General features: G+C 42.2%; 13 protein-coding genes. 7 read left to right on the top strand and 6 right to left on the bottom strand.

Annotated features, from left to right (window positions below):
• Positions 1-119: 119 nt before the first annotated feature.
• The gene (locus AAV98_RS05175; RefSeq protein WP_060664505.1) at positions 120-545 is read right to left on the bottom strand and encodes a hypothetical protein; all 426 of its coding nucleotides are present in this window, start codon (positions 543-545) and stop codon (positions 120-122) included.
• Positions 546-756: 211 nt separating this feature from the next.
• On the opposite strand from AAV98_RS05175, the gene AAV98_RS20180 reads away from it, so the two are divergent.
• The 4 genes from AAV98_RS20180 (at position 757) to AAV98_RS05160 (ending at position 3864) form a co-directional block, all read left to right on the top strand.
• Positions 757-906 (top strand): hypothetical protein, encoded by a 150-nt coding sequence (locus tag AAV98_RS20180; RefSeq protein WP_197284232.1) that lies wholly within the window; start codon positions 757-759, stop codon positions 904-906.
• Positions 907-1101: 195 nt separating this feature from the next.
• The gene (locus tag AAV98_RS05170) at positions 1102-2157 is read left to right on the top strand and encodes a YecA family protein (RefSeq protein ID WP_060664504.1); all 1056 of its coding nucleotides are present in this window, start codon (positions 1102-1104) and stop codon (positions 2155-2157) included.
• Between the two features lie 144 nt (positions 2158-2301).
• Entirely contained in the window at positions 2302-3234 is a 933-nt protein-coding gene (locus AAV98_RS05165; RefSeq protein WP_060664503.1) for a processed acidic surface protein, read from the top strand.
• 3 nt (positions 3235-3237) lie between these two features.
• Entirely contained in the window at positions 3238-3864 is a 627-nt protein-coding gene (locus AAV98_RS05160; protein ID WP_060664502.1) for a class D sortase, read from the top strand.
• 429 nt (positions 3865-4293) lie between these two features.
• Here the strand turns inward: AAV98_RS05160 and AAV98_RS05155 are convergent, their stop codons facing one another.
• A complete protein-coding gene (locus tag AAV98_RS05155) occupies positions 4294-4722 on the bottom strand; it encodes a YwpF family protein (protein WP_060664501.1) in 429 nt (142 codons plus the stop codon).
• Between the two features lie 316 nt (positions 4723-5038).
• Between AAV98_RS05155 and AAV98_RS19855 the strand changes: the two genes are divergently transcribed.
• A complete protein-coding gene (locus AAV98_RS19855; RefSeq protein ID WP_082380775.1) occupies positions 5039-5590 on the top strand; it encodes a single-stranded DNA-binding protein in 552 nt (183 codons plus the stop codon).
• A 265-nt stretch (positions 5591-5855) separates the two neighbouring features.
• On the opposite strand, the gene AAV98_RS05145 is transcribed toward AAV98_RS19855, so the two are convergent.
• Positions 5856-6257 carry a helix-turn-helix domain-containing protein gene (locus AAV98_RS05145; RefSeq protein WP_060664500.1) on the bottom strand — a complete coding sequence of 134 codons (402 nt, stop codon included), beginning with the start codon at positions 6255-6257 and terminating at the stop codon, positions 5856-5858.
• A 231-nt stretch (positions 6258-6488) separates the two neighbouring features.
• Here AAV98_RS05145 and AAV98_RS05140 point away from each other — a divergent pair, with 231 nt between their 5' ends.
• Together AAV98_RS05140 and AAV98_RS05135 are read left to right on the top strand one after the other, a co-directional pair.
• Entirely contained in the window at positions 6489-6983 is a 495-nt protein-coding gene (locus AAV98_RS05140; RefSeq protein WP_060664499.1) for a hypothetical protein, read from the top strand.
• Between the two features lie 84 nt (positions 6984-7067).
• Entirely contained in the window at positions 7068-7598 is a 531-nt protein-coding gene (locus AAV98_RS05135; RefSeq protein ID WP_060664498.1) for a VanZ family protein, read from the top strand.
• 27 nt (positions 7599-7625) lie between these two features.
• On the opposite strand, the gene AAV98_RS05130 is transcribed toward AAV98_RS05135, so the two are convergent.
• From AAV98_RS05130 to AAV98_RS05120, 3 genes are all read right to left on the bottom strand, one after another.
• Complete coding sequence (locus tag AAV98_RS05130) at positions 7626-10439, bottom strand: DEAD/DEAH box helicase (RefSeq protein ID WP_060664497.1); 2814 nt, start codon at positions 10437-10439, stop codon at positions 7626-7628.
• On the bottom strand, positions 10432-11985 hold the full coding sequence (locus AAV98_RS05125; protein ID WP_156317637.1) for a hypothetical protein: 1554 nt from the start codon (positions 11983-11985) through the stop codon (positions 10432-10434). The genes AAV98_RS05130 and AAV98_RS05125 overlap by 8 nt, the downstream gene beginning before the upstream one ends.
• 374 nt (positions 11986-12359) lie before the next feature.
• Complete coding sequence (locus tag AAV98_RS05120) at positions 12360-12917, bottom strand: BsuPI-related putative proteinase inhibitor (RefSeq protein ID WP_060664495.1); 558 nt, start codon at positions 12915-12917, stop codon at positions 12360-12362.
• Between the last annotated feature and the right edge of the window lie 94 nt (positions 12918-13011).

Here is a 13011-nt window from a genome sequence, read left to right as displayed (position 1 = left end):
ACATACTATCCATTCCATAACATATGCTTGTCATCGCTGTTTGGCGAGGGTAGGAGCCTTGAAGAATAAAAATAAAAAGCCCATAAACCTCTTCATTCAGGTTCATGGACTCTACTTGGTCATTCATACAATTCCCTATAAACAATCGCCTTCAATGCCAACTGTTCTTCCTCTGTCAATTTCTCCTCAAATGTTTCCACTAACTCCAGCACTTCCTGTTCCGTCATGCCGTTCGCTGCTTTTGACTGTATCTGCTGCATTTCTTGAAAACTTAGTTTTTGCATGACCATTCTTGTTGCTTCTTCACGGGTTTGGACTGGCAGCTCTTCCAGGTTAGCTTCTGCTCCCTCTGCAATATAGTTCTTCAAGGCAGGCGATCTGTCTACATACTCCCGAGCCATAGCGACATCGTTATTTTTCACCAAGTCTTTTTCCACATAATCGACTGCCTGATCTTCCAAGTATTTATTGATAAAATAATAGCCTGCATATCCAAGGATTCCTAGGATAAGGGCTGTAATAAATATTCCTTTGATAAATTTCACTTTGGACACCTTCTTTCAACTTAACTATATATAACTATAGATGACGAAAGCAAATTTCAAAGAAAGAAGTTTGATTTTAGCATGAAAGGGTATATGATAAAAAACAAAAACCGACGAATATCTAGCAAATTAATAAGATTCTTCTTGTGTTTTTGGTAGAAAGTAGTAGAATTGTAGTATATTTTGTAATTAATTAGGCGGTGAAATTTGGTTGATGAACGACTATAAAAGTATTGAAAGCAAAGAAGAGATTATTAAAGTGCTTCAATATGCCTATCAACAAGGCACAGAGAGAGAGAATATATCCATGATGGAACTTATAGATGAAATGAAAGAAAAGCTGCAGTTGCTTGTAAAATAAATAAGATAGATTACTAGATAACACCTTTCCGTAAATGTTCGGAGGTGTTTTTTGTTTTGGAGAAAGATGACTGGTTAAGTTATCCAGTCATTGATCGGCTACATGAGAGGCATTAAATGTGTTAGAATTAAACTCGTTGTCTGTAAATCTCAAATGAGAACAACTTAGAAAAAACAAAAGGTTTAAGGTGATAGAATGATTGGAAGAAACGAACCGTGTCCTTGTGGCAGTGGAAAGAAATATAAAAAGTGTTGTGAAAAAAAGCAAAACGGCCTGGATAAAGTGTTAGAAACAGAAGTGATGGCTTTACAAATTGACTTGATGCGCTATGCATATCAAAAGTTCTCAAGTGAACTTGAAACGGTAAGCTCCAAGTATCTACATAAATTTTCAATGAATGAGATGAAGAGTGAGGCATATAACGAGCTCCTCCATCTATGGTATATGTTCACGGTAAAGCGTGATAATGGTTTGACGATTGTGGAAGAGTTTGCATCCGTTCAAGCAGGCAAGTTCTCGCGTCCACAGGTAAAAGAATGGGCAGAAAACTGGCAAAATGCATACCCTTCTGTCTATAAAGTGGCAAATGTGCGTGGGGAGACTTACACCATGGAGGACTTTTTCACAAAAGAGAAAGAAAAAGTCACTTACATTGGCAGAGAAGATACTTTAAGTAAAAATGAGCTGGTTATTGGCATGTTTGTCCCTTTCAAGCAGGCAAAAGTTGTGTTCATGTCCACCTTTGAACGTGGGGTACTAGAGACAATTCGTCTGGAAGAGAAGTTTATGGAGGAATTTTCAGAGGTTGCCATTGATTCAGCCTATATACGAGCAGAATTCCCGGACCTTGCCGGTAAAATGGTAGAATTTGAATTAAGTGAAGAGGATGTGCAACAGTTACCTGTCCAAGATAAGGCGCAGGAGCGTGTACTAGGATTGTTTGCAGATGGAGCTAAAAAGCGCGGATATCCGGAAAGATTTTTGGAGTTTGCTTCCATGCTCTGGTCCATCTATTGCATGAAAGAGAGTCCGATGATCCGCAATGAGCAGAATTACGCTGCCGCATTGATTTACTTTTTAGACACACATTTTATGAAAGAACAGCAGGAAACACAGAAAGCGTTAGCAGAAGAGTTTGGAATATCAGCGGGAAGTGTTTCGTCGACTTTCCGTAAGCTGGATGAAGTATTACAGCCAGTTATCCAAACTTTTGAAGAAGATATTGAGGCGGCATTGCAGGGCGCTTCTTAATAGTATGAGCATCTGATTTTCCCCACTAATTTCGGGAGATTTGGGTGCTTTTTTCATTTAATCAAAGGACTATTTTTCTGCATAAATTTTCCGTGCATGCGCATGCTACTAAAAAAGTGTAACGATAAATAGGAGGCATGAAAGATGCAGCGGTTTATGTTGGTTGTTTGTGCGTTTGTAATAGGCTCGACACTATTCTTTTCCCCATTTAATGCGACGGCGGCACCAAAAGAGGAAGAAGTGGATTCCTACTTAGAGGAAATCGGTTGGACGAGGAAGGACCTTGATAAGTATTTGACGTTTTATGAGGTCGGTTTGGAAGATTTCAAGGACATTAAACATCTTCGTGATGAGCTTGGGACTCCAATCAATGAGGAGAACCTTCTTGTTATGCTTGAAACCTATGATTTGACGAAAGAAGAACTAGAGGTCCTTTTGTCTCGTTTTGGGGAAAAGGTGCAGGATTATACGTTCATTGAGGACTTGGAGATTGCAGTTGACTTCTATATGACCCACGAAGAAGAAGTGGCTCGCGCGGAAGACTTTCTAGTGTCCATGGGATTCGAAGCGGAAGAAGCACGGCAAATCTTCCAGCATATTTTAAGCTTACCAAAAGATGTGTTAGCGGAAGAGCTTGAAAGATTGCAAGGCATGTTGAAGGAAGAACCCAATTCCGTTGAAAAAGTGTTTTCCCTTTGGACAGAGTTCATGGAAGTATTTAGAGTGGAGGCGGATCTTCATGTAGAGGATGGTAGCCGGGTAAAGGTGTCACAAGAAGCGCTAATGCAGCCTGGATGGTTGGAAGGGAAGGAAGTTCATTTAGACATTTTTGATGGAGAGGGTGCGCTTCTTGCTTCAGCAGTGATGGATGAGCAAATTGTATCGCCTTCCTATGTGCAGGCTACAGGAAAGGAGCTCATTCATTTAGGTCAGGTTGGAGTAAAAATGAGTGATGAGCTTTATACCAATAGAATGCCTGATACTGCTTCTGTTTATGGACTAGGGATGCTGATAGGATTGTGCTTGGTAGGATTGGCTGGTATGACGCTTGGTGTGAGAAAGTTCCGCAGGGCGTAGGCCATGCGGGAACGTTATTTGGTAGTTGTACTTTGGATGGTGATGGTGACGGGGGCTGCTTTGTTTGTTGGAAGCGGCCTTTTGTATTGGCAGGGAGTTTCGGCGGTGGAAGATCGGGCGAAGTTGGAACGTGGACCGGTTGAAAAATTACCTTTACGTGAGGATTTGACAGAGTTTCAGACAGTTGCTATTGCCGTTGGAGAGCAAATTGGCGAAGTGTATTTTCCTGTTTTAGAGATAAGTATTCCAGTATTTCATGGCGTGTCAGAAAAAGAGCTTGTAAGGGGTGTAGGACATATTCCCGGGACGCTTTTACCTGGGGATGGGGGAAACATCGTGTTTTCAGGTCATAGGGATACGGTTTTTAGGAGGCTTGGGGAACTTAAGATAGGCGATAAGGTTCTGGTTAGATTTGAAGGTAGTTTGTACACTTATAAGATTGGAAGAATTAGGGTGGTAGACAAAGAAGATACATCGGTAGTGGTCCCGAGGCCTCGGGAGGTATTGACGATAACAACTTGCTATCCTTTTACGTTTATAGGTAGTGCGCCTGAGCGATATGTGGTAGAGGCGGAGTTTATTGGTAGGGTAGATGAGGAAGCCGTGGGAGAGCATGCGCCAAGTAGATGAGTCGAGAGGTTGAGCAGCGTTTTCTGTGTGAAATTATGTCTAGATGAGTGACTTTTGGATGACTTTCCGTGCTTTGTATAGTGTTCGGACAATCTTAGGAGGGCTTTGGACAATTTAACACTCTTTTTCCACGAGGTTCGGTCAATCATTTAGCTAGTTCAGTCAAATTCCAGGTGGGGTTCGGCCATTTGAAAAATTCGTTCGGTCAACTATATGAAAACTTCGGTCAACTTCGCAAAATATTCGGTCAACTTTCGGAGAACTTCGGTCAAAATCAGCAAAACTTCGGACATTTGCCTCACAACCACCTAACATGACTCCGGAAACAAAGGCTAAACGCGAAAAGGGTCAGACCCCTCTTTAGTGCATTAACGCACAGCGGGTCAGACCCCTCTTTATCGCTTTATCAAACTAAACCATTAACCATTATCATTTACTCTTCTCAAGCACCGGTTTTTCTTTTACTTTGTTTTTGAACGCATCTACAAGATCGTCACCGGTGTAGCCTTCTCGCACTAGTCGCTCCAGCAGCTTTTCGTGGTAGTTGGAGTTTTTTCGAAAGAGCTCGCCTTCAAACAGGATGCTCATTTTGTCTTCCATCACGGCTACTTGGCGGACGACGACCTCAAAGGAAGCTGGGTCATTTGTGGATTTTGAGATGGTCGCTTGAACATGAAGCATTTCTTCATTATCGCGGAATCCTTCATATTTTTCCGGCTCGCTTTTTGGCAGCAATGCTTCAATCAGCCAATTTTCTTTTCCGTACTCTCTATTGATAATTAATCCGTCTTGTAAATCCAGCTGTTCAACTTCTTCGCCATTTACGAGGGATAGTGCAACAAGTTTGAACGTTTTCATGATTTTCCTCCAACGGGTAAATTTTTGGGGTACCTTGCAACCGCCATGACCTGTACCAATATTTTGTCTTATTATAACATAAGCACAAGGAAAGATACCTTCTCCTAAGACAAGACGAGAAAAAAATCTCTCATAAGCCTAATTTCATTTTTCGACAACTAGCCCACTCACTAAAACAAGATTATTCCCTTAGAGGAAAATCTAATTTTCCTTTAATTTATCGCCTCAAAAACGGAAAACCTTCATTTTACCTACTTTAACTAAGCAGTTATGATAACGGAGCAACACGAAATTTGTAGAAAAAGGAGGGAGAATAGTGATTAACGAAGTGGTGCTGATTGGTCGGATGGTGAAGGACCCTGATCTGCGTTATACGAGTGATGGAACTCCTGTGGCAAGTTTCAGACTTGCTGTAAATCGCAACTTTAAAAATCAGGAAGGTGTTTATGAGGCTGACTTTGTCTCTTGCACGGCGTGGAGAGGTATTGCTGAGACGACTGCAAATTATTGTCGAAAAGGTGCACTTGTGGCAGTCACAGGTAGGATACAGACTAGTCGATATGAATCAAAGGATGGAACGACAGTTTTTGTTACCGATGTGGTGGTGGATAATGTGCGTTTCCTTGAAAAAAAGAAGGAGGAAAAGCCTTCTGTACCACCGATTCCACCGTATCCAGAAAAACAGGATTCGACAACAAATCAAGACCGTATAGAGGTGCAGCGTTGGGAACAGTCCCAGCCTCCACAGGAAAACAGACAAATTGAACATCACCAAAATCAACCGCATGCTAACCACTCGTCTCAGAGAACATCAGAATTCCCAGATTTCGCGACACAACCTTTAACGCCTGAAAAGGTGGGAGTGTAGCTAAAGTCATGTAAGGTCATCCCAATGAACATTCAATTGTATCAAGCAATCTATATTTTACCTATAAAGCAAAGGGCTCCCCTCCCATATTTGCTTTAGCCTTTCTGAAAAAGGCAACTTGCGGAAACAAGCTGCCTTTCTTTTTTTGCTTATCAGCAATTTGCAGAGGATAAGCCCTCTTGGTTCCTCTAGAGAGAAGATTTGCCTCTTTGTTCTCCATTCCTTGGTGCCAGCCTTTACGAGGGTTGGCTTTTTTTGCCCAAATTCACTTATGGACATAGATACCCAAGATGTCTTCCATCACTTTTCTATCTGTAATGCTCATGTGGGTGTACTTATGTAGGATGTCTTTAAAATTGGGGTGTTGCTTCAAATAGTCCACAATGTGCATCAGTTCTTCATCATGTTGATTAATTTGATAGAGTTGGTTAAATTCTTTTACATAATGTTCTTGTTCGTAGTGGTTACCTACCAGGTAATCAATAGAAATCTCAAAAAATTTACTTAGTTCTATGAGTGTTTCTATAGGTGGGACTTCCTTTTCAGTCTCCCATTTACTGATGGTACCGTGCACCCTGTTCAGGCGATCGGCAAGATCTTGTTGCGACCAGTTCTTCTGATTACGAAGGTGTTTAATGTTTCTCGCTAAAAAGGACGTGTTCATCATATCTCCTGCCTCTTTTCCGCATTTCTTTTAACGTAATGGAAAAGAGAGGGAGTGGTTGTTCTCGTCCGGAACAAGGTTACTTAATGTTCTTAAACGGAACAATGTCGAATATTGCAAAATAAAGAGAATGATTGAGAATAGGAAAGAATACCCAGAGAAACACAAAGAATCATCTATTTTCCTATATTTTCTATAAAAAGTAAAATTATCTATAATTAGGAGGAGTGAAAGATGAAAGAGGGAGTGATGGATGTGGCTGATTTTAAGTTAACTACGATAAGTTTCCTTCCTGGTACGGAAGGTCAGAATCAAGATGGGCAAGATTATTTTATTTATATAAAAGAGCCAATGGATGACTATTCATCAGCACCCAGGTCCTCTTTCTTTGATGCATTGGAAATTTCTAAAGAGGAATCGATTAAGAATGGTAATTGGCGCTGCATTTCAACAAGTTCCAACCAATCTGTTGAACTGCACTTTCGCTCTTATGCAGATAAAAGGATTATTTCTGTAACCATCAACCTCCCAAGCTATCAACTTGATATTTCTTCTTACGCCTGGTACAGACAACGTAAAGCCTTCTTAAAGTTAGAATGTCCGGAACAAGTCTGTCAAGATTTAGTAGAAGGGTTATTACAAAGGATTTTTGTGAAATACAAAGGGAAAACCGCCTATCTAAGTTTAAAGCAATCTAGACGAGGAGTGACCAGTAAGAATTTTAGTTGATGGGTATAAGGCATGCCTAGTTAGGACACACCGTAATTAAGTGGAATTTTTTTTGCTTCTAACTCAATTACGGTGGTGGCTCATATGAGAAATAAGAGGATTCTATATTATCTGTTTCTTGCCTTTGGTTGGACTGTCATATTGTTCTATTTGTCTTCCATGTCCTATGCAGAACAGGATATCAGGCCATATTTGCGAATGCTTGTGGCAGAGGAGCATATTGTTGCTGTACTCTCGGGAGTGGAGATTCCTTATGTGAATAACCAATTGAGTGTAGACAATATGGGAGGCTATCAGTTTGTGGAATTCCTTTTTCGAAAAGGAGCGCACCTGTTTTTTTATAGTGTTCTTGGTTATTTGCTTGTCCGGTATTTTGCCAGTTCTTTAGGGAGAAAGTATTGGAGAGTGTTTCTGTTCAGTCTATCTATTCTGCTTGTTATTGCGATGCTGGATGAGTTTTTGCAATTTCACCATCCAAACCGCAGTGGCCAGTGGGCAGATGTTTGGTTGGATGGAATGGGAGGATTAAAAGGTATTATAACGGGTTTCCTGTCCACCTACGTTAAAAAAAATCGTAAAGAGTCAAAACAAAAAAGCGCAGACTCATCTTTGTAGATGGGTGCTGCGCTTCTTCCAATCCCATTACCTCAACGTCAACAAATCCCTCAATTCCTCATTATCAAGCTCCGTAATCCAGCCTTCGCTCGTGATGATTTGATTGTTCAGCGCTTGCTTGGATTCAATCATGGCATCAATTTTTTCCTCCAGCGTACCGGTTGCAATAAACTTATGGACGTGGACAAAACGGCTCTGGCCAATTCGGTATGCTCTGTCGGTTGCCTGATTCTCCACGGCTGGATTCCACCAGCGGTCATAATGGATTACATGATTGGCGGCTGTCAGGTTCAGTCCGGTACCGCCGGCCTTCAATGAAAGGACCAACACATTAAATTCCCCGTTCTGAAAATCTTCAATCAGTTGATCACGTTCCTTTTTGACAACACTACCATTTAGAAATCTTCCTTTTTCTCCGAGTGAAGATTCCAATGCTTCGATAATCATATTCCCCATGGAAATGTACTGGGTGAAAATAAGGCAGCTTTCTCCGCGTAAACGAATCTGCTCGACGAGTTCCACCAGCTTTTCCATTTTACTGGAGCGCATCAAAAGATTATCGGGAGTTTCCTCTTTTAGATAAAGGGCAGGATGATCGCAGACTTGCTTTAACTGCCCAAGCATTTTCAACACAAGGCCACGGCGTTGGATACCGCCTAACTCTTCCACCTTATCCAAAGTTTCTTTTACTAACTGTTCATAGATGGAAGCTTGCTCGATGGTCAGTGGACAGTATTCTTTTTGCTCCTGCTTGGCAGGGAGGTTCAATGCTACCTGTTCATCCTGCTTCGTGCGACGGAGTAAGAACGGTTGAATAAGCATTTGCAATTGCTGAATCTTCTTTTTGTCCTGATCCTTTTCAATCGCCAACACAAATTGCTTATGGAAGGAACCTAAAGACCCTAAGTATCCTGGATTAATAAAATCAAAAATTGCCCATAGTTCTGACAGACGGTTTTCCATAGGGGTACCAGTCAAGGCGATATGATGGCCACCGCTTAAATTCCGAACAGCCTGAGATTGCTTCGTGTCAGCGTTCTTAATGTTTTGTGCTTCATCCAAGCAGATGGTACGCCAGCCGACACTTGCCAATTCCTCTTCATCAAGGTGAGAAATAGCATAGGATGTCAACACCACATCAGAATTCAACACAGCCTCTCGGAATATAGACCCTTTGCCACGATTAGGTCCGTAATGCAACATAACATTCAAACTTGGAGCGAATTTTTCCAGTTCTTTTTGCCAGTTTCCAAGGACAGAAGTAGGGCAAATAATGAGGACAGGCGGACCTTCCGGATCCTTTTCCTTGCATGAAAGGAAATAGGCGATAAGCTGGATGGTTTTTCCGAGTCCCATGTCATCTGCAAGACAAGCCCCGAAGCCATGCTCCCTTAAAAAGGTCAGCCATGCTGCACCTTGCTCTTGGTATGGTCTGAGCTCCCCTTTGAATGTCTCAGGCACCTCAAAAGGCGGGATGTCCTTGCCTTGATAGAGTTGTTCAATCAAGCGCTCGGCAGATCCGGTCAGTTCATAGGAAATATCCTGGATCGAATAGCTTCCCCCCGCATCAACTTCATCGGGAAACTCACCGCCCATTCCAGCTGCATTGCTTTTCAACAGATCCTCCATTCGGATACCGTTCTCTTCTGCATGCTTCATCATCCGTTTAATCTCTTCAATAAACCCTGGATCCAACACGACCCATTCGCCCTTAATCTGTACAAGGCGGCGGTTCTCTTCTACTAATGCAAGGAACTCTTCTTCGGAAAGCTCCGTATTGCGAGTCGAAAAACGCCATTCAAAATTAACTAAGGACTGCAAACCAACAAAAGATTGGGAATGGCCGCCGCCTTTCTTTGAACTGTTCACTCTTGCTTTCACTTTTATCTTAGAATCCTTGATGGCTTGCCACCATGGCGGAAGAAAAATGAAGCTCCCAATCGCCAACAATCTCTCGCTGCCATCTACAAGAAACCGCCATGCGTCTTCTTCTGTCAGATAACTTCTAATCTGTCCATTTGAAAAAAGTGATGGAGTCAGCTGCTGCCACTTCTTAAATCCACGATTCACTTCTTTTTTGTATTTTTTATAAGAAGGAGGGAGGCTGTCTTGTTCCCACACAAATAATTCTTCTGTTTTTTTATCCTTCAGCAGGGTTTCCAACTTCCAGTCTTGTTCCCCTTTTTCAGGCTCTAAAAGGCGGAGGCCAAGCTTGAATGGGGTGGTATCTTTCGTCCATCCAATGTCTCGAAGCCAGTCTTCTTCATCCACATACTCCACCAGTGAACCTTCCGCTGCTAATTGCCTCGGGTCTTTTGTGTAATCCATCCAGTAGGTCTGGAGATACCCATCCTCCTTGCGATCCATCCAATCCTTCATTATCGCGTCCAGCCATTCTTCCATTTTGCCTGCATAGGAAGGGAGGAGGGGATTTTGTGCGATCATCTCCTGTCCTTCTTTTGTTAAAGCAAAGGAAAGTTTGCCTTCCTGCCATGCTGCAAAACTCGGTTGAAAGGCTCTTTCGTTTAACAGGTCAGCAACTGTTGGCGCAATAAGTCGATATTGTTCCGATTGATCGCACCACTCCAACTCAATAAAGGAGTTCTCGGTATTGTTGGCAAACAGTTCAAGCGCGTCACTCGGATTCAAGAAAATTCCTGTAACACCATCATAGGTCGATTCATTTAGGATGGAACCGAAATAGGATCCCTCATGCCATGTAAAGAGAAGGGGGATAAAACGCGACGGTGGCAAAACGGAGGAACGGATTTTTACATGTAAAAAAAATTGATTCCGTTCTTCCATATAAGTTGATTTGGCTAATAACGCCTCATTAATCATAACTGAATCTTCCCTTTTTTAATTCTTCTTGGAAGGAGCGGAGTCGCTTCGTTCCTTCTTTTAGCTGCAATAAATACTGAAGCCAGATGTCTTCAAGTTTCTCTTTTTTATAGAGACTATGTAATGTTTTCAATAACGATGTCGCTTCTTTATAAGCGGTTTTATTTCGCTGCTCCAATGCCTTGTTTATCGCCACATGATAGAGGGGGAAAAGTGCATAGGCATCGGTTTTTTTGATTTCTTTCAGCTTATAAGCTTCCAAACCGCTTAGCTCAAAGCCCATCCAAAGCTGTAACTCCACCCACTGGCGGAAGTTCTTCGTTTCAAACAGGTACCATTCATATTCACCGTAACTATAAGGCATCAATTTTCGCATTGCTTCTTTATAGAGTTTATCTTGCCTAGTTTCCATTGCAAACTCCGTCAATAACTTGAGCAGATGCTTGGTCAGCTGCCTTTTCCGGTCATAGGTAGGTTCTGAATGAATATAGGAGGTCACTATCGGCAACGAGACAGCTAGCCAGCTCTCTAACCTGTCCTTAGCTTTGTTGGAAACCAAGGATTGTAACCAATGGAAAAGATAGGGGGCATACTGACTGCTGTTTTTCTTGACCAACTTCAATGCCTCTTCATCTTTTTTCTGTAAAAATAATAAATGTGTCTTTGCCAACTCGGCCTGAATGGAAGTGTCACCCTCTAGCTCTTTCAGTTCTGAGGACATCCAGTTGCGACGTTGGAAAACATCATTCCAGGTGAATTGATAGACATAAAACATTTCCCTAATAAAAGGCTCCTCTTGTTGCAACAACGTTTCTCGTATCAGTTGTCTGCTTTCTTTCAGCAAAGAGTCTAGTTGAAAGGCGATAGCGCTATGAAACAAGCCTTTTGATTCCTCTTCCACCATATCAACAAAACGATGTAGAATATCTGCGATGTATTGATAAGGCTGTGAGCTATCATAGTTGCTGATCACCTGCTTCATACAATAGAGAGAAGCGTGTAATAAAAATAATGGACGTATTTCCGCTTTCTTAGGAGCCTGTGTGCGCAGTTTAGGAAAGAACGCGTGTGTCAGGCCGGTAAGATAGGTTCGTTTACTAGGAATGGAACTTTTATATTGCTGATGCTGATAGTCTACAAAATCAAGCCAGCTAGAAAGAGAACTGTCTTCATAGCTAGTTGCTTCCTTTTTTATAGTTGCTGATGTTAGGCTTGGAAGGATGTTTTCCGTGCTTTGCTCCTTCCAGCCGTCGATCAGAGAGGCAATGGTTTTGGATTGTGACCAGACGGAAAGAAAGGTGGCTAGCTGATGGGGGCAGAGGGTCGTTGCACCGCATGAGCATCTGCTGAGGTCACCGATTTCTTCGTCAAGCAGGACGTGTTTTTGGCCGTTGTCTTGGACTTTTCCGGTCATGGTGGAGCCTTCTTGGTAGGCGTGTATGACGTTACCTTGGCGGAACAGTTTTAAGCCTTCTTTTAGGATGTTTCTGTTGTTGTCGTTAGTAAGTGGGTATGAATCTATTAGCCATGCTGCGAACTGCTCCATTTTTGTCACCATCCATTATTGTTTGAAAAAGTGTGTCTCTATAACTCCCTACTGCCTTCCGTTCCAGGTGTTCGCTTTCCGCGGGACGGTGCTTGAGCCTCCTCGGCTTCGCCTGTGGGGTCTCAAGCTACCGTTATCCCCCGCAGGAGTCTCACACCTTGCCCTGCAGGCAGCAGGGGGGACCGGTTGTGAAGAAGTGTGTCATTAACTCTTCTGCAACTCTTAGTTTCAAACGTTCTTAGGCGGTCAGGGAGCCTATCTATAACAAAAAACGAAAAGGTCTACTTCATTTCGTAGACCTTTGCCGGGAAAATCTTCTAGTTCTATTATAGGTTTTTTGGAAGGGAGTTACAACCTCATGACAAATGTACACCTTATTCGACTGTGAAGGTTTCTTTTGCTGTCGCATGATGGTTCGAACCAGTGAAGATGAATTGAATACTATATTCTCCTGGTGGGAGGTCTGCAGCTACGTCCTTGTAAGTTGTAGGGTATTCAAGGCTTTCACCAGGTGCCAAGACGAGTTCTTTTATTGCTTGGGTGTACATCATGCCGGTAGAGAGCCTTTTGATTGTTTTTCCTGATGCATCTTGTACGACATAGTCATATTCTTTGCCGGAAGAAAAGTGAATGTCAGCATCTTTCTCGTGATTGTTTGTTACGGTAAAAACAAAGTCTTTATTTTGGCGTTCAATTTGCCCTGCGAGTTCTCCTTCTTTAGATCTTTCGAGGTCCTTTTTCAATTCTTCCTTTGATTCTTCCGTATCATCCGACTCATCATCAGTACCGTCGGAATTATCTTCTCCTCCATCTGTTACCTCACTTCCTGATGAGTTATCATTTGTCTCTGGGCTTCCTTCATTAGAGTTCCCGCCTGTCCCACATGCAGCCAGCATCGTGAAAACTATTAGTAATAGCATCATTTTATACATAGTTCCGCCTCCGTTTTTGTAGAATCGATTAACCATATGAGTTATTTCTCCCTTTTCCACCACTATATATAACCCATACCCACCTTTGTATAGT

This window comes from Bacillus sp. CHD6a, from assembly GCF_001293645.1.
Taxonomy (GTDB): Bacteria; Bacillota; Bacilli; order Bacillales; family Bacillaceae_I; genus Sutcliffiella_A.
The sequence above is the reverse complement of the archived record's forward strand: the minus strand, read 5'-3'. Positions and strand labels throughout refer to the sequence as shown.